At 72.0% G+C, this 25,068-nt stretch carries 25 protein-coding genes; 19 read left to right on the plus strand and 6 right to left on the minus strand.

The window, feature by feature from the left end; all coding sequences use genetic code 11:
- Positions 1–145: 145 nt before the first annotated feature.
- From R7226_RS11090 to R7226_RS11115, 6 genes are all read left to right on the plus strand, one after another.
- Positions 146–523, plus strand: coding sequence for a hypothetical protein (locus tag R7226_RS11090; protein ID WP_318597218.1), 378 nt, complete (start codon positions 146–148; stop codon positions 521–523).
- A 93-nt stretch (positions 524–616) separates the two neighbouring features.
- Positions 617–1,072 carry a phage holin family protein gene (locus R7226_RS11095; protein ID WP_318597219.1) on the plus strand — a complete coding sequence of 152 codons (456 nt, stop codon included), beginning with the start codon at positions 617–619 and terminating at the stop codon, positions 1,070–1,072.
- Complete coding sequence (locus R7226_RS11100; RefSeq protein ID WP_318597220.1) at positions 1,033–1,329, plus strand: DUF3618 domain-containing protein; 297 nt, start codon at positions 1,033–1,035, stop codon at positions 1,327–1,329. The genes R7226_RS11095 and R7226_RS11100 overlap by 40 nt, the downstream gene beginning before the upstream one ends.
- Before the next feature lie 4 nt (positions 1,330–1,333).
- Positions 1,334–2,464 (plus strand): YihY/virulence factor BrkB family protein, encoded by a 1,131-nt coding sequence (locus tag R7226_RS11105; protein WP_318597221.1) that lies wholly within the window; start codon positions 1,334–1,336, stop codon positions 2,462–2,464.
- 234 nt (positions 2,465–2,698) lie between these two features.
- The gene (locus R7226_RS11110; RefSeq protein ID WP_318597222.1) at positions 2,699–3,046 is read left to right on the plus strand and encodes a hypothetical protein; all 348 of its coding nucleotides are present in this window, start codon (positions 2,699–2,701) and stop codon (positions 3,044–3,046) included.
- A 76-nt stretch (positions 3,047–3,122) separates the two neighbouring features.
- Complete coding sequence (locus tag R7226_RS11115; RefSeq protein WP_318597223.1) at positions 3,123–3,866, plus strand: hypothetical protein; 744 nt, start codon at positions 3,123–3,125, stop codon at positions 3,864–3,866.
- A gap of 10 nt (positions 3,867–3,876) precedes the next feature.
- On the opposite strand, the gene R7226_RS11120 is transcribed toward R7226_RS11115, so the two are convergent.
- Together R7226_RS11120 and R7226_RS11125 are read right to left on the minus strand one after the other, a co-directional pair.
- On the minus strand, positions 3,877–4,539 hold the full coding sequence (locus tag R7226_RS11120; protein WP_318597224.1) for a DUF1707 SHOCT-like domain-containing protein: 663 nt from the start codon (positions 4,537–4,539) through the stop codon (positions 3,877–3,879).
- A 416-nt stretch (positions 4,540–4,955) separates the two neighbouring features.
- Complete coding sequence (locus R7226_RS11125; protein WP_318597225.1) at positions 4,956–6,419, minus strand: MFS transporter; 1,464 nt, start codon at positions 6,417–6,419, stop codon at positions 4,956–4,958.
- Positions 6,420–6,504: 85 nt separating this feature from the next.
- Between R7226_RS11125 and R7226_RS11130 the strand changes: the two genes are divergently transcribed.
- Positions 6,505–7,170 (plus strand): TetR/AcrR family transcriptional regulator, encoded by a 666-nt coding sequence (locus tag R7226_RS11130; protein WP_318597226.1) that lies wholly within the window; start codon positions 6,505–6,507, stop codon positions 7,168–7,170.
- Between the two features lie 25 nt (positions 7,171–7,195).
- Here the strand turns inward: R7226_RS11130 and R7226_RS11135 are convergent, their stop codons facing one another.
- Both R7226_RS11135 and R7226_RS11140 read right to left on the minus strand, forming a co-directional pair.
- Positions 7,196–7,783 (minus strand): TetR/AcrR family transcriptional regulator, encoded by a 588-nt coding sequence (locus R7226_RS11135; protein ID WP_318597227.1) that lies wholly within the window; start codon positions 7,781–7,783, stop codon positions 7,196–7,198.
- On the minus strand, positions 7,780–9,282 hold the full coding sequence (locus tag R7226_RS11140) for an MFS transporter (RefSeq protein WP_318597228.1): 1,503 nt from the start codon (positions 9,280–9,282) through the stop codon (positions 7,780–7,782). The genes R7226_RS11135 and R7226_RS11140 overlap by 4 nt, the downstream gene beginning before the upstream one ends.
- Before the next feature lie 147 nt (positions 9,283–9,429).
- Here R7226_RS11140 and R7226_RS11145 point away from each other — a divergent pair, with 147 nt between their 5' ends.
- The 4 genes from R7226_RS11145 (at position 9,430) to R7226_RS11160 (ending at position 13,223) form a co-directional block, all read left to right on the plus strand.
- Complete coding sequence (locus R7226_RS11145; RefSeq protein ID WP_318597229.1) at positions 9,430–10,962, plus strand: arylsulfotransferase family protein; 1,533 nt, start codon at positions 9,430–9,432, stop codon at positions 10,960–10,962.
- A 61-nt stretch (positions 10,963–11,023) separates the two neighbouring features.
- A complete protein-coding gene (locus tag R7226_RS11150) occupies positions 11,024–11,863 on the plus strand; it encodes an LLM class flavin-dependent oxidoreductase (RefSeq protein ID WP_318597230.1) in 840 nt (279 codons plus the stop codon).
- Positions 11,864–12,004: 141 nt separating this feature from the next.
- Positions 12,005–12,616 (plus strand): hypothetical protein, encoded by a 612-nt coding sequence (locus tag R7226_RS11155; protein WP_318597231.1) that lies wholly within the window; start codon positions 12,005–12,007, stop codon positions 12,614–12,616.
- Between the two features lie 67 nt (positions 12,617–12,683).
- Positions 12,684–13,223: a DUF1697 domain-containing protein gene (locus R7226_RS11160; RefSeq protein ID WP_318597232.1), complete on the plus strand. Its 540-nt coding sequence runs from the start codon at positions 12,684–12,686 to the stop codon at positions 13,221–13,223.
- On the opposite strand, the gene R7226_RS11165 is transcribed toward R7226_RS11160, so the two are convergent.
- Positions 13,220–13,597 (minus strand): Hpt domain-containing protein, encoded by a 378-nt coding sequence (locus R7226_RS11165; protein WP_318597233.1) that lies wholly within the window; start codon positions 13,595–13,597, stop codon positions 13,220–13,222. The genes R7226_RS11160 and R7226_RS11165 overlap by 4 nt on opposite strands.
- Before the next feature lie 110 nt (positions 13,598–13,707).
- Here R7226_RS11165 and R7226_RS11170 point away from each other — a divergent pair, with 110 nt between their 5' ends.
- The 5 genes from R7226_RS11170 to R7226_RS11190 are packed head-to-tail and all read left to right on the plus strand — an operon-like array spanning position 13,708 to position 18,131.
- Complete coding sequence (locus tag R7226_RS11170; RefSeq protein WP_318597234.1) at positions 13,708–14,739, plus strand: PIG-L family deacetylase; 1,032 nt, start codon at positions 13,708–13,710, stop codon at positions 14,737–14,739.
- Entirely contained in the window at positions 14,729–15,742 is a 1,014-nt protein-coding gene (locus R7226_RS11175; RefSeq protein ID WP_318597235.1) for an ATP-grasp domain-containing protein, read from the plus strand. Before R7226_RS11170 ends, R7226_RS11175 begins: the two co-directional genes overlap by 11 nt.
- The gene (locus R7226_RS11180; protein ID WP_318597236.1) at positions 15,739–16,476 is read left to right on the plus strand and encodes a PHP domain-containing protein; all 738 of its coding nucleotides are present in this window, start codon (positions 15,739–15,741) and stop codon (positions 16,474–16,476) included. The genes R7226_RS11175 and R7226_RS11180 overlap by 4 nt, the downstream gene beginning before the upstream one ends.
- A 24-nt stretch (positions 16,477–16,500) precedes the next feature.
- The gene (locus tag R7226_RS11185) at positions 16,501–17,991 is read left to right on the plus strand and encodes a glycosyltransferase (protein ID WP_318597237.1); all 1,491 of its coding nucleotides are present in this window, start codon (positions 16,501–16,503) and stop codon (positions 17,989–17,991) included.
- A complete protein-coding gene (locus R7226_RS11190; protein ID WP_318597238.1) occupies positions 17,988–18,131 on the plus strand; it encodes a hypothetical protein in 144 nt (47 codons plus the stop codon). Before R7226_RS11185 ends, R7226_RS11190 begins: the two co-directional genes overlap by 4 nt.
- On the opposite strand, the gene R7226_RS11195 is transcribed toward R7226_RS11190, so the two are convergent.
- Entirely contained in the window at positions 18,128–20,077 is a 1,950-nt protein-coding gene (locus R7226_RS11195; RefSeq protein ID WP_318597239.1) for a S53 family peptidase, read from the minus strand. The genes R7226_RS11190 and R7226_RS11195 overlap by 4 nt on opposite strands.
- A gap of 149 nt (positions 20,078–20,226) precedes the next feature.
- On the opposite strand from R7226_RS11195, the gene R7226_RS11200 reads away from it, so the two are divergent.
- From R7226_RS11200 to R7226_RS11210, 3 genes are all read left to right on the plus strand, one after another.
- The gene (locus R7226_RS11200) at positions 20,227–20,745 is read left to right on the plus strand and encodes a hypothetical protein (protein ID WP_318597240.1); all 519 of its coding nucleotides are present in this window, start codon (positions 20,227–20,229) and stop codon (positions 20,743–20,745) included.
- Positions 20,742–21,155, plus strand: a complete 414-nt coding sequence (locus R7226_RS11205) for a CoA-binding protein (RefSeq protein WP_318597241.1) — start codon at positions 20,742–20,744, stop codon at positions 21,153–21,155. Before R7226_RS11200 ends, R7226_RS11205 begins: the two co-directional genes overlap by 4 nt.
- Positions 21,156–21,374: 219 nt before the next feature.
- On the plus strand, positions 21,375–25,061 hold the full coding sequence (locus tag R7226_RS11210) for an Ig domain-containing protein (RefSeq protein ID WP_318597242.1): 3,687 nt from the start codon (positions 21,375–21,377) through the stop codon (positions 25,059–25,061).
- Positions 25,062–25,068 lie beyond the last annotated feature (7 nt).

Consider the following 25,068-nt stretch of genomic DNA (forward strand, 5'->3'; position numbering starts at 1 on the left):
CAACGGCGGCCTCATCGTGATCATCGGCGACCAACCACCAGCCGCGCCCGAGACACCCACGCCACCGACCACCACCACACCGACGACACCCGCCCCGCCGCCACCGGCCGCCACCACGCCCACGCCGCCGGCAGCGGAGCCGCCCGTGACGACGCCGACCACGCCGGCCGAGCCGCCGACCACGACGACGCCGACCACACCCGTCGAGCCGCCGACGACCACCACGCCGACGAACCCGACCGATCCACCGCGCGCGCGAGCAGCCGCAGACGCCGACCCCAGAGCGCTCGGCCCGGCGAGATACCCCAACGTCGGCGACGCCGCCGCGGCCGGCGCCGGCACACCCGTCGGCGCACTCCTCATCTCCTCCTACACACCCTCCGGCAGAGTCGACACCACCCCGGCCAACGCCTTCACCCTCCTGCGCACACTCCAAGAGATCTACGGCGTCGACCCGCTGGGGTACGCCGCCGCCGACGGCATCGCGCCGCTGTCAGACGACCTCTTCTCCGTCACGCCGTAGCGTCCCCGGGCCGCCGCCGCGCCGAGCTGTGCGTGTGCCCGCCGCGCCAGCGGGTAAGGGAAGAGCGTCGGCAACGCCAGGAGGTGGCGTCAGATGAGCGGCATCCGCACGAACGGGACAACGCCGCACGACCCCAGTCATGACGAGCAGCTCGCCGAGCTGCCGATGGCTCAGCTGCTGCGGCGGCTGTCGGACCAGGCTTCGCTGCTGGTGCGCGAGGAGGTCGCGCTCGCGAAGGCCGAACTGGCCGAGAAGGGCAAGCGCGCCGGGCGCGGCGCGGGGATGTTCGGAGGGGCTGCCGTCTGCGGCCTCTACGGCGTCGGCGCGCTCGTGACGGCGGCGATCGTCGCGCTGAGCCTCGCCGTCGCCACGTGGCTGGCGGCGCTGATCGTCGCGGTCGTGCTGTTCGCGATCGCCGGGATCGCCGCCCTGGCCGGCAAGAAGCAGGTGGAGCAGGCGACGCCGCCGATGCCGGAGCAGACCGTCGAAACCGTGAAGGAGGACGTGCAATGGGCGAAGTCGCGCGCACGAACGGCACGTCAGCACTGACGCTCGCCGAAGGCGACCCGGTCGCGCTGCGGGCGCAGATCGAGCAGACCCGCAACGAGCTCGGCGACACGGTCGCCGCGCTGGCGATCAAGGCCGACGTGAAGGCGCAGGCGCGCGAGCGCCTCGACCACACGAAGGCGCAGGCGCTGGAGCGGCTCGACGTCGCCAAGCGCCAGGCGAACGAGCACCGCACGCCGTTGATCGCCGCAGGCGCCGCGCTCGTCGGACTGATCGCGCTGCGGATCGCGAAGCGGTGAGCCGATGGCGCAGACTCGTCGACGCAGCGGCGGCCTGATCGGCCGCCTCCGCGGCCATCGCGGCGGCGAGGCCGTCGACGCCGCCCCGCCGGCTGAGACCAACCCGCTTGGCGAGCCCTCGCCGGAGCGCGCCGAGGCGCAAGACGCCGCCGCGGCCGCTGAGGCGCGCGCGGCCGCCGACGCTCCCACTCCCACCGACGCGGAGCAGGTCCCGACTCCCGCGCAGGCTGCCGAGACCGCGGACCGCGACCCGGACGCGCCCGACTCCCCCACCGACATCGAGCCGCGCGGCTGGCTGGCAACGCTCAAGCGCGCCGGCAAGGGCTTCAAGGAGGACGGCCTGCAGGACTGGGCGGCAGCGCTGACCTACTACTCGGTCCTGTCGCTGTTCCCGCTGCTGATCGTGCTGGTGGCGCTCGTCGGCCTGTTCGGCGAGTACCCGCGCACCGTCAACGCGATGCTCGACATCGTGCGCGAGGTCGCGCCCGGCTCGACCGCCGACACGGTCGAGACGTCGATCAGCGGCGTCGTCAGAGACAAGGGCGGCGCGGGCGCGCTGCTCGGCATCGGCCTGGTGACGGCGCTGTGGACGGCCTCCGGCTACATCGGCGCGTTCATGCGCGCCGCCAACGGCGTCTACGACGTCGAGGAGACGCGTCCGTTCTGGAAGCTGCGCCCGCTGCAGCTCGCGATCACCGCGGTGATGGTCGTGCTGATAGCGCTGCTGGCGATCGGCTTCGTGGTCAGCGGTTCTGTCGCGAGAGCGCTCGGCGACACGATCGGCCTCGGCGACACCGCCGTGACGGTCTGGAACGTCGCGAAGTGGCCGGTGATGCTGCTCGTCGCGGTCGTGATGATCGCGCTGCTGACGTGGGTCGGACCGAACGTGAAGCAGCCGAAGCTGCGCTGGATCACGCCGGGCGCGGCGCTGGGCCTGGGGATCCTGATCCTCGCCTCGGTCGGCTTCGCGTTCTACGTCGGCAACTTCGGCTCCTACAACGCGACGTACGGCGCGCTCGGCGGCGTGATCGTCTTCCTGATCTGGCTGTGGATCGCCAACCTCGCGCTGCTGTTCGGTGTCGAGGTCGACGCCGAGCTGGAGCGCCAACGGAAGTTGGAGTCCGCGATAAGCTGAATGTTCCACGCACGCTTGGCCGCCTCGTCCTTCCGCGCGTTTCAACAGAGGAGCGGAGGCCATTGTGCCCCGAAGGTCAGGTCTGATCAAGCGAGTCCTCGCGACCGACCGAGCGCGGTCGTCCGAGGAGCAGCGCGAGGAGAGCGACCAACCGGTCGCGCCGAGCGCGCGACAGCGCCGCGCCACCGCGCTCGCCCGTATCCGCAGCGAACGCACCCGGCGAGGAGCCGTCAGATGACCGTCGCAGAGCAGCCCGTCACCTTCTTCGTGCCGCGGGTCGATCCGACCCAGCCCGACGACGAGACCGCCTACGCCGCGATCGTCCGCTGTACGACCGCCGACGCCGGCGCGCCGCCGCGCGACTGCCGCATCCACCGGCTCTGGTGCCGGCGCGGCGGGCGTGACACCGTGATCGAGGTCGGCAGAGAGGATCCCGACAACGGCGAGATCGTGCTGGCGATCCTCGACCTCGGGCGCGGGCTGCCGTACGTCGTCCACTGCGGTACCCCCGGCGACGAGGAGAACGCGGTGCGCGACCGTGTCAACCGGCCGGTCTACGCGGTCAGCGAGTTCGCCTCCTGACGCAGCGGACGGCGGCGCCGTCGCCACGCTCCCGGGCTGAGCCGGTCGCGCCGGAGGCCCTACCCTTCGGCGCGGGATGACACCGCTCTTCGCCGCCCTGAACTTCGACCTCGACCTCTCGCCCGACTCGCCGCGCGGGCCGGCGCTGCTGGTGCTGCTGTCGTTCCTGATCTCGTTCGGCTTCATCCGCACGAGCGCGCGGCTGACGCGCAGCTCGCGCGTGACGTGGTGGCCGGGCAGCGTCAGAACCGGCAGCGGCGTCCACATCCACCATCTCGTGTGGGGGATCTCGCTGCTGCTGATCTCCGGCTTCGTCGGCTACGCGACCGAGTTCAGACATCCGTGGATGCAGATCACGGCGATCGGCTTCGGGATCGGCGCTGGGCTCACGCTCGACGAGTTCGCGCTGTGGCTCCACCTCGAGGACGTCTACTGGGCGAAGGAGGGTCGCACCTCGCTTGACGCGGTCGTGCTCGCGACCGTCTTCGCGACGATCATCGCGATGGGCGTGCGCCCGGTCGGCCTCGGCGACGCCGGTGGCACGCTCGCCTCGATCGGCGCGGTCGTGCTGCTGGTGCTGGCGTCCGGGGTCGCGTTCATGAAGGGCCGCTTCATCCTCGGGATCGTCGCGCTGCACCTGCCGTTCGTCGCGCTCTACGCGGCGGCGCGGTTGGCGACGCCCGACTCTCCGTGGGCGCGCTGGCGCTACCGCGGCGAGAAGCTCGCGCGCTCGCGCCGCCGCTTCTCGCCGGACCGCCAGTTCGCCGTCCGCCGCAACCAGCTGCTCGACCTGATCGGCGGCGCGCCGAGCCGCGAGTAGCGGAGGAGCGTCAGCGCGGGGTTCTCGGGCGCTTCGGGGGCGGCGGCACCATCAGGCGATCGGCGAGCTTGCGCACCTCCTGCTTGAAGCGGTCGCCCAGCCGCGCGCCCTCGCTGCGCACCTCGACCGAGCCGAGCGCGCCGCGCACGACCACGCGCACGATCGGCGCGCCGGGCGGCGGCGCCTCGGCGCCGAGGTGCAGCTCGCATGAGCCGAGCACGTTGCCGCCGCTGACGCGAACGTCGGTGCCGTCGGGGACGATCAGCTCGCAGCTGCCGAGGACGGCCTTCAGCTCGATCTCGATCTCAGGGCCCGGCATCACGGCCTGGCGCAGGTCGAGGCTGACCGAGCCGAGCGTCGCGCCGAAGCGGCTGCGGGGAGCGAGCACCCAGCGGCCGCGCCGGTCGAGGCTGGAGAGGACCGCGCGATGGCGCTCGACCGCCGTGCCGAGCGCGGCCGCGTCGAGCGGCGCGGCGGCCGTCGGCAGCCGGCCCCCCGGCAGCAGGTCGGCGGCGATCGCTCTCAGCTCGTCGTAGGTTCTCGCGTCCTGCGCCAGCTCGGCGCGATCGGCCAGCTCCTCGACGGTCAGCCGCCCGTCGACCGACGCCTGCCGCAGCAGCGCGATCACCTGCTCGCGGTCGGCGTCGCTGGCTCGAAGAGGAGGCTGCCCCACGCCCCCGAGCCTACCGCGCAGAATTGTCACAGTCCGCGACAGACACACAACACCTTTTCGTGGATCATCGGCGGCGTTGGGTCGCCCTCCTCTCTGGGCCGCTGGTACGGAGCCGAACGGCGGCTCCCTGACACGAGAGGAGGTGGGATGGAAGTCGTTGCTTTCATCCTGGCTATCGCGCTCCTGCATGCCATCCTGGTCATTGACCGGATGAGCAGCAGGTAGCGCATAGCCAGCACCCAACAAAGCCCCGGGTCGGAGTCGGCTCCGAGCCGGCCCGGGGCACCTGACAGCAGGCTCCGAGCGGCGCGGACCCGCGCGTCGCGGGCCCGGCGCCCTGAGCACTGCTATCCCGGCGAGCTTAGCGCGGGCTGCCCACCGGCTCTACAGCGGATATGTGGGATCCGCTGGATTTCTCACGCCCCGACCGCGACCTCCTGCGGCAGCTCCTCGCGCGCCACTCTCGGCACGGCGAAGAGCGCGATCACGACGCCGATCAGGGCGAAGCCCGCGCCGACGGCGAAGGCGATCTGGAAGCCCTCGGTCAACGCGTTCGGCACATCGGCCGGGTTCGGTCTGCCGGGGCCGAGCACATCGCTCACGCGCGAGTTGGCGATCGAGGAGAGGACGGCGAGGCCGAGCGCGCCGCCGACCTGCTGGGCGGTGTTGATCAGGCCCGAGGCCAGCCCGGCCTCGTTGTGCGTGACGCCCGCGACGGCGGTGATCGTCAGCGGCACGAACGAGAAGCCGAGGCCGGCGGCGACGACCAGCGACGGTATGAGGACGTCGCCGAGGAACGAGCCGTCGGCCGAGATCTGCGTGAACAGCAGCAGGCCTATCGTCGTCAGCACGAGCCCGAAGACGAGGATCGGCTTCGGGCCGACTCTCGTCACCAGCTGCGAGGCGGTGCCGGCCGAGACGATGATCGTCAGCGCCAACGGCAGGTACGCGAGCCCGGCCTCCAACGCCGAGAAGCCGAGCACCTGCTGCAGGTAGAGCGAGATGAAGAAGAACATCGAGAAGAGCGAGGCGCCGACCAGCAGCGCGACGCCGTCGGCGCTCGCGACGTTGCGGTTGCGGAAGATCTGCAGCGGCATCACCGGGTGCTTGACGAGCCTCAGCTCGACGACGATGAAGGCCGCCAGCAGCGCCAGCGCGAGCGCTATCAGCCCGAGCGTCTGGCCCGAGCCCCAGCCGGCGCTCTCGGCGTCGACGAGCGCGTAGACGAGCACGATCAGGCCGCCGGTCACGAGCGTGGCGCCGGCGATGTCGAGGCTCGTCTCCTCGGTGCCCTTGCTCTCGCGCACGAAGCGCGGCGCGGCGACCATCGCGGCGAGGCCGATCGGCACGTTGACGAACAGGACCCACTCCCAGCCGGCCCACTCGGTCAGCATGCCGCCGAGCAGTACGCCGACGGCGCCGCCGGCGCCGGCGAGCGCGCCCCAGATGCCGAGCGCCTTGTTGCGCTCCGCGCCCTCGGTGAAGGTCGTCGTGACGATCGACAGCGCGGCCGGCGCGACGACGGCGGCGCCGAGCCCCTGCACGCCGCGGGCGATGATCAGCCACTCAGAGGTCGTCGCGAAGCCGCCGACGAGCGACGCGACGGAGAACAGCCCGAGGCCGGCGATGAAGACGCGCCGGCGCCCGAACAGGTCGGCCGCGCGACCGCCGAGCAGGAGGAAGCCGCCGAACGCGAGCGTGTACGCGTTGACGACCCATTGCAGGCTCTCGTCGGAGAAGTCGAGGTCTCTCTGGATCGACGGCAGCGCGACGTTCACGATCGATGCGTCGAGCACGACCATGAACTGCGCGACCGCGAGCACCACGAGCGCTTTCCAACGGAGCGGATCGGGGCCTGACTGCGAGGTGGGGGCTGACATCGCGGGTCTTTCTCTCCAAGGTATGATGCAAAGGCGGAAGCGGAGTTCCGGTTCCGATTGACACGATACGGAGGCACGGTTCCGCTTGTCAACCCCACCCCCTACCCCATCGTCCGGACCTGAACCGGAGGCGAGAGCGATTCGCGACGACGCGACGCGATCCGCACCTGAACCGGACGCGAAGCCGCTGCGCGCGGACGCGGCGCGCAACCGCGCGAAGATCCTCGACGCCGCCCGCGCCGCCTTCGCCGAGCACGGCCGCGACGCGCAGATGGATGACATCGCCACGCGCGCCGGCGTCGGCGTCGGGACCGTCTACCGCCACTTCCCGACGAAGCAGTCGCTGGCCGTCGCGATCGTGCAGCAGCGCTTCGCGATGATCCTCGCCTTCATCCGCGACGAGCTGCTGCCCGATCCCGATCCGTGGAACGCGCTCGAGCGCTCGTTCGAGTTCTGCGCCTCCACGCAGCTCGCCGACCGCGGCTATGCCGACGCCGTCGGCACGATCGCCGGCGGATCGCCGATCGCCGGCGGCGGCCCGCACGGCCCCGCCGTCGACCAGATCGAGGAGATGCTCGACCTGACCGAGCGGCTGATCGCGAGAGCCCACGCGGCCGGCGTCGTGCGCGACGACCTCGCCGCCAGCGACATGCCGCCGCTCTACGCCGCGCTCGCGAGCATCGTGCAGGCCGGCGTGCCCGACTGGCGACGCTACATCGCGATCGTGCTCGACGGCCTGCGGCCGCGCTGAGCGCGTCGCGTCGACCGCGCCGCGCCTACTCCGCGCCCGGCCCGGCTCTGAGCGCGTCGAGCAGCGGCGCGACCTGACGCAGCAGCTCCTCGCGCGAGACGTCGTGCAGCGCCGGCATCGTGCCGTTGGCGCGCGTGACCGAGATGCCGACCAGCAGCGCCAGCAGCAGCTCCGCGCGCAGCTCGGCGTCCGCCCCGTCGCCGACCGCCTCGCGCGCCGGGCCGAGCACGCCCGGCTCCATCACCCTGCGGACGATCTCGCGCCATTCCGCGCCGGCCGGCGTCGGGTCGGCGATCACGCGCCGCACCGGCGAGCTGTCGCTTCTGTCCCAGCGCGTCAGCACGCGCTCGGCGATCGCGTGCAGGTCCGCGACGAACGGCCCGCGCCGCGCGGCCCGCTCCTCGTCGGCGAGGACGGCGAGGTAGAGCGCCTCCTTGGAGCCGAAGTAGCGCGCGATCAGGGCGGGATCGACACCGGCGCGCTCGCCGATCTCGCGGATCGTGGCGCGCTCGTAGCCGCGCTCGTCGAAGAGCGCCCCGCCGGCGTCCAGCAGCGCCCGCCGGGTCGCCTCCGCATCGCGCTTGCGCGCCGGTCTCGACGACGTCGCGCTCATCGCGACACCCTCTCGCCCGCGCTCGCGATCCGCGGCGCGTCCCCTTCTCCGTCGAAGACGCTCGGGCCGATCCCGGCGCCGACGGCGGCCTCTTCCATCAGCAGCTGCTCCTCCCGGTCCTCGGCCTCCGCGGCCGCCCGCGCCGCCACCCTGCGCGGCGGCGCCAGCAGGATCGCAAGCCCGGCGGTCGCGACGCAGAGCACGGCGCCGGTGAGGAAGGCGATCGTGTAGCCGCTCTCCTCCGGGAACGGCAGCCCGGCCGGGTGGTGCGCGGAGAGCAGCGCGGCCGCGGCGGCGCTGCCGAGCGCGCCGCCGATGCTGCGCAAGACCTGGTTGAGGCTGGTCGCGGAGCCGGTCCGCTCGCTCGGCACGCTCGCGACGATCAGCGCCGGCATCGCGGCGAACGAGCAGCCGATCCCGACGCCCAGCAGCAGCGTCGCGACGGCGATGTCGAAGAGGCCGTTGTGCGCGAGCGCGAGGTACAGCAGCGTCGCGGCGGTGATCAGCGCGCCGGCCGGCAGCACGACGCGGATCCCCCAGCGCGCGATCACGCGGCGCGTGATCGGCTGCGAGACGAGGCTTCCGAGCGACATCGGCAGCAGCACGAGACCGGTCGCGAAGAGCGTCGCGCCGAAGCCGTAGCCGGTCGACTCGGGCGTCTGGGCGAGGCGGTTGACGAGCGACAGCGCCGTGTACATGCCCATCGCGAGCAGCAGTGCCGCGAGGTTCGCGCCGACGATCGCGCGCTGGGAGACGAGCCGCAGGTCGACGAGCGGCGCGTCGTGGCGCAGCTCGATCCGCACCCACGTGCCGAGCAGCACGACAGCCGCGGCGAACAGGCCGACGACGGTCACCGAGCCCCAGCCGAGCGTCTCGCCCTGGCTGATCCCGAGCAGCAGCGCGGCGAGGCCGCCGGCGAGCAGCAGCGCGCCGGGCACGTCGAGCGCGATCGCTCTCGCGCGGCCGGGCGCGCGCGGGACGCAGAGGTAGACGCAGAGCGTCGAGCCGGCGGCGAAGATCGCGCCGAACCAGAAGGCGGCGTGGAAGTCGAGCAGCTGCGCGATCAGGCCGGTGATCGGGAAGCCGAGGCCGGCGCCGACGGCGACCGTGATCGACAGCGTCGCGATCCCGGAGCGCTGGCGCTCGCCGTCGGCGTGCTCGCGCACGAGCGCGATCGCGAGCGGGACGGTGCCGTAGCCGACGCCCTGCAGCGCGCGGCCGGCGAGCAGCTGCGGAAAGCTGCGCGAGGTCGCGGCGACGACGCAGCCGACGAGCGTCGCGCCGAGCGTGAACAGCAGCACGCGGCGGCGCTGCGGCCCGTCGCCGAGGCGGCCGAGCACCGGCGTCGCTATCGCGCCGACGAGCAGCGTCGCGGTCAGCATCCACTGGGCGGTTTCCAGCGAGACGTGCTGGGCCTCCGCGATCGTCGGGATCAGCGGCGTCCCGAGCGTCGACATCACCGAGACGGTCAGGCCGGCGAAGACGAGCGCCGCGATCATCCGTCCCTGGTGTATGTCATCACGTGAAGACATCGCTTGATGACTATAGCGCGCCCGCGCTCGGCCGTCCGCCGACGCCGCGTCGCGGTGGGCGGTGCTCACGAGCTCTCACGCTGCGCTTAAGCGGAGCGGGGAGAATCGCCTCTGATGGCCGCGACCCAGACGCCGACGCCGCTGCAGGAGCCGCCGCGGCGCGCGCGTCGCAGCGGTGGTCGCGGGCGCGTCGTCGTCGCGCTCGCCGCGGTCGGGCTGGTCGCGGGCGGCGGGGCCGCGTGGGAGCTGCTCTTCTCCTCCCCGCCGGAGCCCGAGCCGGAGCCGATCGCCCCGAAGAGCTTCCACTCGCGCCCGCGGCTCGACCCCGACGCGCTGACGGTCGCCACGCCGGCCGCCGCGGGTCTCGCGCCCGGCTTCATATTCCTGGCGGTCAAGCGCGGCCCCGGCCAGGACGGGCCGATGATCGTCGACAACCGCGGACGGCCAGTCTGGTTCCACGCCGTCGGCGGCGACAAGACCGCGACCGCCTTCCAGGTCCAGCAGTACAGAGGCAGACCGGTGCTGACGTGGTGGGAGGGCAACACCCATCTCGGCCACGGCCATGGCGAGTACGTCGTGATGGACACCAGCTACCGCGAGATCGCGCGCGTCAGATCGGTCGCCAGGGAGCTGCCCGACCACCACGAGTTCCAGCTGACCGATCGCGGCACGGCGCTGATGACGCTCTACATCGAGCGCCCGGCCGACCTCTCGAAGGTCGGCGGCGACGCCGTCGGCACGATCGTCGAGTCGCGCATCCAGGAGGTCGACGTCGCGAGCGGGAGGCTGGTGTGGCAGTGGCGCAGCGCCGACCACGTTCCCGTCACCGAGGGGATGACCGGCCCGAAGGAGCACAAGCCGCACGACTACTTCCACGTCAACTCGATCGAGGTCGACCGCGACGGCGACCTGATCGTGAGCGCCCGCAACACGCACGCGATCTACAAGATCGACCGGCCCAGCGGCAGGATCGTCTGGCGGCTCGGCGGCCGCAAGAGCGACTTCCGCATGGGCCGCGGCACGAGATTCGCGTTTCAGCACGACGCCCGCCGCCGGCCCGACGGCACGCTGACGCTGTTCGACAACCAGGCGACGCCGGCGAAGGCGGAGATGTCGCGCGCGCTTGAGCTGCGCTTGAACCGCCGCGCCGGAACGGCCAGGCTGGTGCGCCAGTGGAGACACCCGGAGCGGCTGCTGGCCGGCGCGGAGGGCAACCTCCAGACGCTGCCCGGCGGCAACGCCTTCGTCAGCTGGGGGCCTGAGGAGCGGGTGTCGGAGTTCTCGCGCGACGGCAGGCTGCTGCTCGACCTCGCGCTGCCGGCCGGCGCCGACACCTACCAGGCGTTCCGCTTCCCCTGGCGCGGCCGGCCGCTGAACAGACCGGCCGTCGCCGCGCGCCGCCCCTCCGGCGGCCGTCGCACGACGGTGTGGGCGAGCTGGAACGGCGCGACGCTCGTGCGCCGCTGGCGCGTGCTCGCAGGTCCGCGGCGAGGTGACTTGCGGCCGATCGGCAGACCGATCCGCCGCAGCGGCTTCGAGACGGCGCTGAGAGTGAGAACCGGCGCGAAGTTCGTCGCCGTCCGCGCGATCGGCCCGGACGGCAGACCACTGCGCGCCTCGCGCGCGATCCGCCCGCACCGCCGCTGAGCAGCGCCGGCGCCAAGCGGGCGAGTGGTCAGCCGCCCGGAGCGCGAGCTAAGGTCGGATCATGCCTGTCTCCTGCGCAGTCGGCCTGCCCAACGTCGGCGAGTACGGCGACCCGCTGCTGCTCGTCCAGCTCGCGCGCGAGGCCGAGGCGGCGGGCTGGGCCGGCGCCTTCGTGTGGGATCACGTCGCCTACGAACCCGGCTGGGCGGTCGCCGACCCCTACATGACGGTCGCCGCGATCGCCGCGCAGACGGCACGGATCCGGCTCGGCGTGCTCGTCTCGGCGGTCGCGCGGCGGCGGCCGACGAAGCTCGCGCGCGAGCTGGCGACGCTCGACCTGCTCTCCGGCGGCCGCCTCGTCGTCGGCGCCGGGCTCGGCTCCTCAGCCGAGGAGCAGTTCACCGCGTTCGGCGAGGACGCGGACCCGCGCGTGCGGGCGCAGAAGCTCGACGAGGGGCTGGAGATCGTCGACGCGCTGTGGCGCGGCGAGCCATACGAGTTCGCCGGACGGCACGAGCAGGTGAGAACGACCGGCTTCCTGCCGCGGCCCGAGCAGCGGCCGCGGCCGCCGGTCTGGATCGCCGGGCGCTGGCCGGGGACGCGGCCATTCAGACGCGCCGCCCGCTGGGACGGCGTCTTCCCGATCTTCGCCGACGAGCTGAACGACGCGAACGCGCCGGTCAGCGCGCTGCAGGAGGTCGTCGCCTACGTGCGCGAGCAGCGCGGCGAGCGCGGCGGCCCATTCGACGTCGTCATCGAAGGCGCCTCCAACGGTCCTGACACGGCGCTGCTGGCGCCCTACGAGCAGGCCGGGCTGACGTGGTGGATCGAGAAGCTGGGCTGGTTCCGCGGCCCGCTGGATGAGATGCGCGAACGGATCGCGAGAGGACCGCCGGCATGAGGACGATCGCGCTGGCATCGAGGCGCTGACCCCGATCCACCCGCGCGATCCCGGCTATCAATCCATATTCCTGTATAATGATGGTGGGGCCCCACGGCAGTCACCGACAGACAATGCCACCCCTACGAGGAGGGATACCCCATGCACGCCAAGCGGCGACTCCTGTCGCTCTATGCCCTCGCCCTTGCGATCGTTACACTGGGATCGCTCACCAGCAGCGCACTCGCCACGAGATTCAGCATCAACAACATCCTAGTTCAGAGCAGCGGAAGACTCTCGTTCATATCGTCGGGTGCCACGATACTCTGCGACGTCACACTCGGAGTGAGCTTCCCAAGCACGTTCGCGAAGACCGTCGGCACTACGATCGGAACGATCCTACTATCGGGCGCGGGAACGACAATCGCCAATTGCCCTCCCGCGCTCGTGAGAAGCGTGACATTCCTAAACGGCGGAATAGTGAGATACACCGGATTCTCGGGAACGCTACCGAACATAACAGACATAGACTATTCCGGCAGTTCGTACAGATTCCTAGTTGATTTCGCGGCGGCTTCGATTGGAAGCTGTCTATATTCAGGCGGATTGCTGACGACAAAGGTCACTCGAAACACCGTGACCGGTTACTTGTTGAGCAAGATATTCAGCACCACCTCACCGATGGGAGTCACGGGCGGAGCGAACTGCCCGCCCAACGGCCAGATCAGAGGCCTCATGACCGTCCTCGGTTTCCCGAGACTCACCCTAATATAGGCCGTGCTCGGAGCGGCGCCGTCGGCGCCGCTCCGGTGACGCGAGGTCGTCCGGTAGGGTCAGCGCGATGAGGACGATCGCGCTGCTGAGAGGGATCAACGTCGGCGGCAGCAAGAAGGTGCCGATGGCGGAGCTGCGCGCGCTGATGGAGCGGCTCGGCTTCAGCGACGTGGCGACCTACGTGCAGAGCGGCAACGTCGTCTTCAGCGGCCCCAGAAGAGCGGCGCGGACGGTCGCCAGAGAGATCGAGGCCGGGATCGTGGAGCAGTTCGGCTTCGAGGTGCTGATCACGATCCGCACGCGCGACGAGCTGGCGGCCGTCGTGGAGGCCAACCCGCTCGGCGCGACCGTCGCCGCGGGCAACCTCTTCCACGTCGTCTTCCTCTCGGACGCCCCTGACCCCGACGCGGTCGCGCGCCTCGTGCCCGACGATCCGGCGCCCGAGGCCTACGCGCTGATCGGCCGCGAGCTGTACCTGTCGACGCCGGCCGGCCTGTCGCAGTCGAAGCTGGCGAGAGTGCTGACCGAGCGCCCGCTGAGAGTGAGAGCGACCTCGCGCAACTGGAGAACGGTCGCGAAGCTGCTCGAGCTGGCTGACGCGGACTAACCCTCGTCGGGCGGATTGATCTCGACGCCCTCCTCGACCTCCGCGACGACCTGCTCCAGCGCTCTGCGCGCGTCCTCGGCGGCGTCGAGCAGCCCGTCGAGCAGCGGCGCCGGGGCGTCCTCGCCGCGCTCGCCGATCGCCTCCAGCTCGGTCGCGATGTCGGCGACGATCTGCGCGCCGAAGGTGCCGCTGGCGGACTTCAGCGAGTGCGCGGCGGCGGCCAGCGCCGTCGCGTCCTCGGCGTTGACGACGGCTTCGAGCCGCTCGCCGAGGCGATCGAGGTAGAGCCGCACCAGGCGGGCGAAGACGGCCGGCTCGCCGAGCTCTGAGGAGAGCGCGCCGACGACCTCGGAATCGAGCGGTTCGGTGTGCATTTGCGCGCATCATCCCACGCATCTGCGCATCTCTACCGTGAAGCCGGAAATGCGAGGCTAGGTTCCGGGCGCTGCAGGGAACAGTGAACGGGACGATGGGCAGGGAACCGATGACAGACGACGCGCTGATCCTCTTCGTCGAGGACGACGAGGTGCTGGCCGCTGTCGTGATCGAGCTGCTGAGCCCGCTCGGCGAGGTCGTCTGGGCGCCGAGCGCCGAGCAGGCGGTCGAGCAGCTGACGCTGCGGCCGTGGGACCTGCTGCTGTCCGACATCGACCTGCCGGGGATGAACGGCCACGAGATGGTCCGTCACGGCAAGTCGGCGCAGCCCGACGTCGCGGTCCTGATGCTGTCCGGCCACGCCAGCTTCGACCACGCGGTCGAGGCGATCCGCGCCGGCGCCGACGACTACCTGACGAAGCCGGTCGAGCCGCCGAAGCTGGTCGAGAAGGCGCGCGAGCTGGTCGCGCTGACGCGCGAGCGGCGCGCGAAGGGCCGCGAGCGGGTGCTCGCCGTCGGCGCCCACCCCGACGACGTCGAGATCGGCGTCGGCGGGATCCTGCTGCGCCACGCCGCCGCCGGCCACGAGGTCGCGGTGCTGACGCTGACCGGCGGCGAGCAGGGCGGCGAGGCGACCGCGCGCGCGGCCGAGTCGCGGCTGGCCGCCGAGCTGATGGGCGCCCGTCTCTTCCACACCGACCTGTCCGACACGAGCGTCAGCGACGGCGGCACGACGATCGGCGTGATCAAGCGCGTGATCGACGAGATCCTGCCGACGACCGTCTACACGCACACGTCGAAGGACGTCCACCAGGACCACCGCAACGTCCACCACGCGACGCTCGTGGCGGCGCGCGGGATCCCGCGCGTCTACTGCTACCAGGCGCCTTCGACGACGGTCGACTTCAAGCCGACGAAGTTCGTCGCGGTCGACCCGTACGTCGAGAGAAAGCTGGAGGTGATCCGCGCCTTCGCCTCGCAGACGGCGGTGCGCAGCTACCTCGACGAGGACCTGATGCGCTCGACCGCGCGCTACTGGAGCCGCTTCACGCAGGCGAAGTACGTCGAGCCGCTCGAGGTCGTGCGCGAAGCCGACATGCACGAAGGCGCCACCGAACGAGAGGTTGCAGATGCCCGTTGAGCTGCCAGGACGCGTGCTCGTGACCGGCGCGGGCGGTCCCTCGGGGATCGCCGTGATGCAGTCGATCGAGGGCCCGCGGCTGACCGTGCTGGCGGGCGACATCGACCCCTACGCCGCCGGCCTCTACCTGGTGCCCGAGGGGCAGCGGTTCATCCTGCCGCGCGGCGACGACCCGACCTTCTGCGACCAGCTGCTGGAGCTGTGCGAGCGCGAGTCGGTCGACGTCGTCGTGCCGACCGTCGACCAGGAGCTGCTGCCGCTGGCGCGCGACCGCGAGCGCTACGCCGCAGCCGGCGTGACGCTCGTGCTCGCCGACGAGCAGACGCTCGCCGTCTGCCTCGACAAGTGGGCGCTCGACGCGCGCTGCCGCACACACGTGCGCACGCCGCGCTGCTGGCTGGTCGACGCGAGCTTCGACCCCTCCGAACCGGAGCTGCCGGTGATCGTCAAGCCGCGCAGCGGCAGCGGCTCGCGCGGGATCGCGCTGCTCGGCAGCCACGACGAGCTGGCGGCGCTGGAGCGCGACGGCACGCTGCTGATCCAGGAGCACCTGCCCGGGCCGGAGTTCTCGCTCGACGTGCTCGCGAGCGCGAGCGGCGAGGTGCTCGCGGTCGTCCCGCGCGAGCGGCTGAAGGTCGACTCCGGGATCGCGATCACCGGCCGCACCAAGCGCGACGACGAGCTGGAGCGGTTCGGCGCCGAGGTCGCGCGGCTGATCGGGCTGACGACCGTCGCCAACGTGCAGGTGAAGGGCGCCGCCGACGGCGCGCCGGCGCTGCTGGAGGTCAACCCGCGCTTCCCCGGCACGATGCCGCTGACGATCGCGGCCGGGATCGACATGCCGTCGCTGGCGGTCGCCGAGGCGCTCGGCGGCCCGGTCCCCACGGGCCCGCTGCCGTTCGAGGAGATCGCGATGGTGCGCTCCTTCACCGAGCGCTTCTTCCCCTTCGCCGAGATCGAGGCGCTGCGGGACGCCGCCAGACGCGTCGCGAGCCGCGCATGAGCCACGACCCCGCGATCGCCGCCACGCAGGACATGCAGGTCCATTCGACCTTCTCCGACGGCAGGAACACGATCGAGGAGAACGTCGCCGAGGCGGAGGCGTTCGGCCTCGTCGAGCTGACCTGCGTCGACCACGTCCGCCGCGACACCGACTGGGTGCCGGAGTACACCGCGGCGGTCGCCGCGCTCGGCGCGCAGACGCGGCTGGCGCTGCACTGCGGGATCGAGGCGAAGCTGCTCGACACGCGCGGCACGCTCGACCTGCCGGAGGGCGAGCTGCACGGCGTCGACTGGATCTACGCCGCCGACCACCAGGTCCCGATGAGCGACGGCGTCCACCACCCCGACGAGGTGCGCGAGGGGATCGAGAGCGGCCGCTACCGCGCCGAGGAGGTCGTCGCGGGGCTGCTGGCCGCGACCGAGAACTGCCTGCCGCGGCACCCTGGCAGGATCGTGATCGCGCACATCTTCAGCATCCTGCCGAAGATCGGCGTGCGCGAGGAGGACGTGCCGGTCGAGCTGATCGAGTCGCTGGCGCAGAAGACCTACGCGACGGGCAACCGGATCGAGGTCAACGAGCGCTACCGCACCCCGTCGGCGGCGACGCTGCGTCCGTTCGTGGCGCGCGGCGTGCCGCTGCTGATGAGCACCGACAGCCACAGAGCCGACACGATCGGGCGCTACGACCACTGCCTCGCGGTCGTGCGGGCGCTGTCCGAGTCGCCCGCGCGCTGAGGCGCGTGGGAGGCTGATCGCCACGTGGAGGACGTCGCCCGCCCGATCCTCGTCGCACTGGTGCTCGTCGGCGCGATCCCGCTCGTCGCCGGCTGCTACCAGTTCCTGCTCGCCGGTCTGTACGCGCTGCGGATGCGCACGCCGCGCGAGCCGTTCTATCCGCGCGTGGCGATCGTGATCCCGGCCTGGAACGAGGCCGCCGTCGTCGAGCGCACGCTCGACCGCCTGCTCGCGCTCGAGTACCCCGCCGACTGCGTGCGCATCTACGTCGTCGACGACGCCTCGACCGACGAGACGCCGCGGAAGGTGCTGGCGAAGGCCGCCGAGCACCCCGGGCGGATCTTCCACCTGCGGCGCGAGAGAGGCGGCGAGGGCAAGGCCCACACGATCAACCACGGGCTGCGGATCATCCGCGCCGAGGGCTGGTACGAGGCGATCCTGGTGATCGACGCCGACGTGATCTTCACGCCGCCGTCGCTGCGGCGGATGACGCGCCACCTCAGCGACGAGCGCGTCGGCGCCGTGACCGGTTACATCAAGGAGGGCAGCCGGCCCGGCAACTGGATGAACCGCTTCGTCTCGTTCGAGTACGTGACCGCGCAGGCGGCGGCGCGACGGGCGCAGAACGTGCTCGGCGCGCAGGCCTGCCTGGCCGGCGGCGCGCAGCTGCTGCGGCGCGAGAGCCTGGAGGCGGTCGGCGGCGAGATCGACACGTCGACGCTGGCCGAGGACACCGTCACGACGCTCGGCGTGCAGCTCGCCGGCAAGAAGGTCGTCTTCGAGCCGCACGCGATCGTGTGGGCCGAGGAGCCGCGCGAGATCACCGGGCTGTGGAAGCAGCGGCTGCGCTGGGGCCGCGGCAACGTGCAGGTGACGCGCCGCTTCCGCCACATCTGGCTGCGGCGCGGCCGCGCCGGCTCGCTCGGCGGGATCGGCTTCGCGCTGATCTGGTTCTCGGTCTTCCTGATGCCGGTCTTCATGCTCACCAGCTCGGCGTCGCTGGTGGCGCTGTGGTTCATCGACGACGGCGAGTCGCTGGAGGTCTTCCGCACGCTCTGGTTCCTGAACGTCGTGACCTACCTGTTCGTGACGCTGTCGAGCTTCTCGATCGACCCCGAGACGGCGAAGCGGACCTGGCGCGAAGGGCTGCTGTTCCCCGGCGCGATCTCGCTCGGGATCATCCTCTACGCGCTCTACCCGCCGCTGTTCGAGGACACGATCGCCGGCTGGCTGCGCGACGCCGGGATCGAGCCCGACGACGGCCTCGCGACCGGATTCCTGCTGTTCGCCTACGTCTGGCTGTCGGCCTCGATGCTGGCGGCGTGGCTGGTGAAGCTGCTCGACTCGGCGCTGCCGAAGCGGCTGCGCGGCCTCTGCGCGCCGCTGCTCTACGTCGTCGGCTACGGCCCGCTGCTGTGCGCGATCACCGCCGCCGCCTACGTGAAGGAGGCGCGCGGCGCCGAGATGAGATGGGACAAGACGGAGAAGACCGGCGCGGTCGGGGAATTGACGTGAGCCAACTCCCCGACCGTTACGACGACTCCGAGCTGGAGGCCCGCGCGCAGGACCGCGCCGAGCGCCGCCTGTTCTGGCGGCAGCTCGTGATCGTGATCGTGATCGCGGTCGTCGTGGCGCTGCGGATCTGGTTCGTCTAGCGCGTCGTCTTGCGCGCCGCTCTGCGGTCGTCTCCGTCGGGAGCGACGCGGCGGTCGTCGCCGTCAGCCTTCGCGGCCTGGCGCTTGGCGACCTTGACCGCCTCGGCGGAGAAGCCGGCGATCTTCAGCGAGCCCCAGCCGGTCGCGGCGTCGTAGCCCTTCTCGGCCGAGAACTGGCCGATCGGCGTGCCGCCGCCGGCATCTCTCGGGACGGCCTTGCCGACGTCGTTGGAGCCGATCGTGACGTCGCTGATCGCGCCCTTGTACGTCGCCGGCTTGCCGCCGCCGATCGCGTAGATCAGCGGGTTGAGCAGGCCCAGCGGCGGCTGGCCCTTGCTCTTCGCCTCCTGGTTGGCGAGCACGATGCCGGCCGCCATCAGCGGCGTCGCGGCGCTGGTGCCGCCGATCGTCTGCCAGCCGCCTCTGGGATCGCGCGTGCCGCGGCAGTCCTGGTCGTCGGCGGTGCAGTAGATCGCGTAGCCCGGGTAGGGGTCGCCGAGCGCGGCGATGTCGGGCACGACGCGGCCGCCCATGCCGCCCTGCTGACCGCCCTGCCACCACGGCGACTCGAACAGCACCGAGATGCCGCCGCCACCGCCGGAGAGGCCGGCCGGGGCGTTGTTCCAGACCTGCTGGGAGCGCAGTCTGTTGGCGCTGTCGAGCGTGATGTTGGTGCCGCCGACGGCGGTCACGAACGGGCTCGTCGACGGGCCGGCGACGGCCGAGATCATCGACGGGCCGGCCTCGCGCGCGCAGCCGGTCACGCCGGAGTCGCCGGTCGAGACGAGCGTCGAGATGCCGGCGCCCGCGGCGACGGCGTAGACGTCGCTGAAGGCGCGCATCGTCGTCACCTGGCCGGCGAGGGCCGGCTCGCAGATGCCGAGCGAGATCGAGACGACGTCGGGACGGGTCTTGGGCGTGCCGAGCGTCGCGATCGCGCCCTTCAGCAGGCTCGCCGGGCTCGGCTGCGCGGTGCCGACGACGTGGATCGCCTCCAGCTTCGGCAGCGAGCCGATCAGCACCTCGAGGTCGAGCGTCGTCTCGCCGCCCGGGGCCGGGAATCTTCTGCCGATCGCCTCGCGCGTGATCTTCGGCAGCTCGGAGCCGAAGCAGCTCGCGAAGGTCTCGACGTCGGAGCGGATGAAGTCGTCGATCTCCAGCACGGCGACGCGCATGCCCTCGCCGCGGAAGCCGCGTCTGTGCAGCTGCGCGTGGCCGTAGGCGGTCAGGTACTGGTTGGGCGTGTAGCCGTAGAGCGGCAGCCCGATCGGCGTGCCGGCGCCGATGTACTCCAGCGTCTCGCCGGAGTTGGTGCCCGGCGCGCAGCCCTTCGGCGTGCCGCTGCGCTCGGAGGCGGAGCCGAACAGCTCGGCGAGGATCGCGTTCGGGGTCGGGAGCGCGCCGCTCTGCGCAGCGCGGGCGCGCGCGGAGGTCTTCGCGACCGGCGCCGACGGGCCGGTGGCAAGCGGCAGCTCCTGCTGCGACAGCACCGCGGCGGAGCCGACGCTGCCGCGCAGCGCGGCCGGGACCGGCAGGCGGCTGTCGCGGCCGCTCGCCTGCGCGAGGCCGCTGCCGCCGACGGCGGCGGAGAGCGCGGTGGCGCTGCCGCTGGCGATCGCGAAGGTGCCGGTCTGCGCGACGGAGACCGTCAGGTCGTTGGCGGCGGCCCAGGCGGCGACCGCTCTGCGCGCTCTCGGGGTCGGGCCGTATCTGCGCGCGAGCGCCTCGACGGTCGAGTACTGGCGGTAGCGTCTGGAGGCGGGGTCGGAGACGGCCTTGACGAACTCGTGCAGGCCGGGACGCTCGCGGAAGGTCAGCAGCAGCTCGGTCGGGGCGGCCGTTCTCGCGGCCGCTCGTCTGCTCGCGGCGGCGGCGCCGTCGGCGAGCGCGAGCGGCGCGGCGACCGCCAGCACGGCGGCCGCGGCGGGGAGGAAGCGATGGGACATACCCGTCGTATTCGACATTCGTCCAGCGAACTCGATCGTTTCCGGAGAATCGTGTCAGCGCGCGATCGTCCAGGATCAAGATCGAGCGGATTGGAGCGATCGTACGGCGGTGACGGTGCCGGGCGGCCGAGCCGGGTAGCTTCCAGGGCATGGGTCCCTGGGTTCTGTGGTTGTGGAAGCTGCTGCGCAACAAGCGCTTCCGTGCCTGGCTGCTGGCGACTGCCGGCCCGAGAGCGCTGGCGCTGTTCCTGCTGTGGATCGAGCGCGTCAGACATCGCCAGGTCGCGATCGGCGAGGCACAGCAGATCGACGGCATGTTCAGCGCCGCGATCGTCGACGGCGAGCGGCACGTGATCGTCTGGAAGGACGGCGAGCCGGTCTCCTCCTATCCGCCGGTCGAGGGCGATCTCGCGACGAAGCTGAGAACGCACGCGCGCAGAGACCTGACGCGGCCGGACGACCTGCCATCGCGCAGAGCGCGCAGGTGGATCGGCGAGGCCGTCCACAAGGTGCGCGGCGGAGCCAGAAGCGTCAGCGAGCACGCCCGCGACGGCGCCAGAAGCGTCGGCGAGCACGCCCGCGACGGCGCGCAGCACGCCGTCGATGGCGGCCGGCGGCTGCGCGAGCTGGCGCCCGGCGGCAGATCCGACGAGCCGGCGCAGAGATGAACCCGCCTGACGAGCAGATCCGCGCGCTGCTGTCGCGGCCGCTCACGTGGGCCGTGGTCGGCTGCTCGCCGCGCGCCAACCGCGACAGCCATCGGATCGCGGCGCTGCTGCAGTCGCGCGGCAACCGGATCGTGCCGATCAACCCGGCCGCGCTGGAGATCCTCGGCGAGCGCGCCTACCCGACGCTCGCCGACGCCCGCGAGCAGGTCGAGATCGACGTCGTCGACGTCTTCCGCCGCTCGGAGCAGGCCGGCGCGCACGTCGACGAGGCGGTCGCGATCGGGGCGAGCGCCGCCTGGCTCCAGCTCGACGTGATCGACGAGGCGGCCGCCGCGCGCGGCCGCGCCGCGGGGCTGACGGTCGTGATGGACCGCTGCCCGGCGATCGAGTACCGCCGCCTCGGCATCTGAGAGCTGCGGGCGGCACGTGCCGCCCGCAACCGAGCGTTTCCCGCGCACGCCTGTGCGCCAGGAACGCACACTCGCCGCGCATCCCCGCTTCACACAGGCGCCGCCGATCGTGCCCGCGCGTAGCACGGATCGCCCGTCTCGCCTATGGCGTAGTCGACGCATGTACGGAAACAGCGCCGGTGTTCAAATCCGCTTTACGTCACGACGATCACGCTGGTCATGACTGGACAAGGACGTCTCACTTCGCTGCGCCGAGGAGCGCTGGCCGCCGGCCTGCTCCTGGCCACGCTGCTCGCATGGAGCATGCAGCGCGCGGCGACTGCGACGGCAGCACCCGCCGCCGCGCCGATCTGCGCCCCCGCCGACTGCCCCGCCACCGGCGCGCCGCAGTCGCTCACCTTCGGCCCGAGCGCCGCCGAGGCGCAGCGCCGCGACGGCAGACCGCTGCGCCCCTCGGTCATGCACGTCTCGCTGCACGGCGGCCCCAGAGGCAGCCGCCCGGTCGCGATCGTCACCGGCCCGCACGGCAGACGCTGGCGGATCTCCAGAGACCGCTCCTTCTTCCCCCGCGTCTTCGGCCGCTGGACCGTCACCGGTCAGCGGATCGTGCGCGGCAGCACCGTCACCTTCCCGAAGTTCCGCACGACCAACGTGCAGATCCGCAGAGGCGGCCGCGGCACCGTCGCCGTCCGCTGGGTCCAGGTCGTCTCCAACAGAACGCGCGTCGCGCAGGAGTCGGCGATCACGAGAGCGGCCAGAGCCAACGGCGGCTACACCGTCACGCTCTCCGATCCCAGCCGCAAGGTCGGCGTCGGCGACACGCTCGCCTCCGGCCCGACGAAGGCGACCCCGCAGGGCCTGCTGATCACCGTCGCCACCGTCAAGCGCGACGGCGAGACCGCGACCGTCACCGGCCCGCAGGCGCCGCTGTCGGCGATCGGCCCGCAGGCGCGCATCACCGTGCGCCCGCAGATCGAGGTCGGCCCCGGCGCGCTCGGCGCGCGTGCCTCAGCGCAGCCCGAGGGCGACGTCGAGAAGCCGTACAAGTGCGAGGGCGGCGTCTCCGCCACCGTCAAGGGCACGCTCGGCCTCAGCGCCGGCTCCGAGATCGGCATCTCGTGGGGCGGCTTCTGGCACCCGCTGACGATCAAGGCGATCGCCGTCGCGCGGCTGCAGCAGAGCTCCAGACTGGCGCTGCGCGTCTCCGGCAAGGCGAAGTGCGAGCTCGACGTCGACCTGCTCAAGACCCCGATCCGCTACAGCCCGATCACGTTCGCCGTCGGCCCCGTCCCGGTCGTGATCACGCCGAAGCTCAACTTCCACGTGATCGCCGAGGGCTCGGTCGAGGGCGCCGTCGAGACGACCGTCCGTCAGGCGCTCGACGCGCGTGTCGGCCTCGAGTGGGACGGCGACAAGCTGATCCCGGTCAAGACGCTCAACAACAGCTTCTCGTTCACTCCCCCGGAGCCTGAGTTCAACGCCGGCATCATGGCCGGCATCGGCCCGAAGCTGATGTTCGACGTCTACGAGGCCGGCGGTCCGTACCTGACCGCCGAGGGCCTCATCAGATTCGACGTCGACAGCACGAGAACGCCGTGGTGGCGCCTGTCGGGCGGCTTCCAGGCCGGCGCCGGCATCGCCTTCAAGGTGTGGAGATTCAGCTTCGACCGCAACGTGCCGGACCTCTTCAGCAAGGACTGGACGATCGCGCAGGCGAGCGGCAGCGCGCCGCCGCAGCTGAGCACCAGCAGCGTCGCGAACGCGACCGCCGGCGCGCCGTACGGCGCCGACCTCGCCGTCACCGGCGGCACGAAGCCGTTCACCTGGACGGTCACGAAGGGCGCGCTTCCGGCCGGGCTGACGCTCAACCCGAGCACGGGCCGGATCTCCGGCACGCCGACGGTCCCGGGCAGCGCGACCTTCACGATCACCGTCACCGACGCGAAGAAGAAGACCAGCTCGCGTGAGCTGCGGATCGTCGTCGCCGCGCCGCCGGCATCGGTCACGACCGCGACGCTGCCGGACGCCAGACTTGGCGTCCCCTACGTCGCCACGCTCCAAGGCGCCGGCTCGACAGCGCCGTACACGTGGTCGGTCACCGCCGGCACACTGCCGGCGGGCATCACGCTCGACGGCCCCAGCGGCACGATCTCGGGTGTCCCGACGGCGCTCCAGACGTCCGCGTTCACCGTCGCCGTGCAGGGCCGCGACGGCCAGCGGGCGACGCGCGCGCTGAGCCTGAAGGTCGACGGCGCGGCGCTGGCGCTGCCGGCGCAGACGCTCGCCGACGCGGTCGTCGAGGCGCCGTACACGGCGACGCTGAGAGCCGATGGCGGCATCGCGCCGCTCACGTGGGCGGTCACCGCGGGCGCGCTGCCGGCCGGGCTTACGCTCGCCGCCGACGGCAAGCTGAGCGGCACCGCGACGGCGCCGGAGGCGGCGACCTTCACCGTCACGGTGACGGACGCGACCGGCGCCAAGGTCAGCCGCGAGCTGACGCTGAGCAGCGTCTACCCGGCGCTCTCGGTCGGCGACCAGTCGCTGCTGAGACCAATGGCCGGCCAGCCGTACAGCGGCCAGCTGAGAGCGACCGGCGGCGGCGCCCCGATCACCTGGGCGATCACCGCCGGCACGCTGCCGGACGGGCTGACGCTCCCCGCCGACGGCAGCATCAGCGGCACCGCGACGACCGAGGGCGACAGCGTCGTCACGGTCACCGCGACCGACAAGTTCGGCCAGAGAGCGTCGAAGCAGCTGACGCTGACGGTCGTCCCCAACGCCCTGGAGGTGCTGACGGAGACGCTGCCGAGAGGCAGAGTGTCGGTCGCCTACTCCGAGGCGCTCGAGGTCCGCGGCGGCAGAGCGCCGTACACGTGGACGCGCACCAGCGGCTCGCTCCCGAGCGGGCTGACGCTGGCGACCGACGGCACGCTCTCGGGCACACCGTCGGCCTCCGGCTCGCGCAGCTTCACGGTGCAGGTGAGAGATGCCGACGGCGTCGTCGCCAGCGGCACGGTCTCGATCGCGATCGCCGGCAACAGCCCGCAGGCGATGCGCTCGGTCACCTGCCCGACCAGCGCGTTCTGCGCCGCCGCCGACCTGAACGGCGGCGTCGTGACCTGGGACGGCAGCGCGTGGGGTGACCGCGAGCTGGTCTCGGCCGGCAGAGATGAGCTGTTCATCTCGTGCGGCGAGGCGGGCGAGTGCCTCGCCGTCGACACGGCCGGCAAGACCTACCTGCTGAGAGCCGGCAGCTGGACCGCCGGCCCCGACGTCACGGGCGGGGTCAACCCCAGCTACGTGAAGGCGCTCTCCTGCCCGACGACGACGTTCTGCCAGCTCGCTGCGCAGTCGAGAACGAACGGCAGAGCGTCGATCTACACCTGGGACGGGACCGTCTGGAGCGCGCCGAGAGAGTTCAGCGGCACGCAGATGACGTCGGTCGAGTGTCTCTCCCCGACTGACTGCGTCGCCGCCATCGGCAGCAACCAGACGGTGATGTGGTGGAACGGCGCGATCTGGTCGACGCCGGAGAACCCGGGCATCAGCTGGACCCAGCGGATCGCCTGCACCACGGGCAGAAGATGCGTCGCCAACGGCACCTTCGGCGACTTCACCTTCCTCGAGAGAGGCACGTGGGGAAGAACCGCCAGACTCGGCACCTCGGGCTGGTTCATGTACGCCGCCTGCGCCCGCAACGGCGACGACTTCTGCGCCTACGGCCACGGCGACCCCGCCGGCAGAGCCTACGCGTGGGGCGCCACGACGACGACGTTCTCGGTCCCCAACGGCGGCGCCGTCGCCTGCTACTCGTCGCAGCTCTGCGTCGTGACCAACGACAACGGCCATGCCTTCCGCTGGGACGGCACGGAGTGGAGAGACGAGGGGGTCGTCTCGGCCGCCTGATCGCGGC

Source organism: Conexibacter stalactiti (assembly GCF_033542075.1).
Taxonomy (GTDB): domain Bacteria; phylum Actinomycetota; class Thermoleophilia; order Solirubrobacterales; family Solirubrobacteraceae; genus Conexibacter; species Conexibacter stalactiti.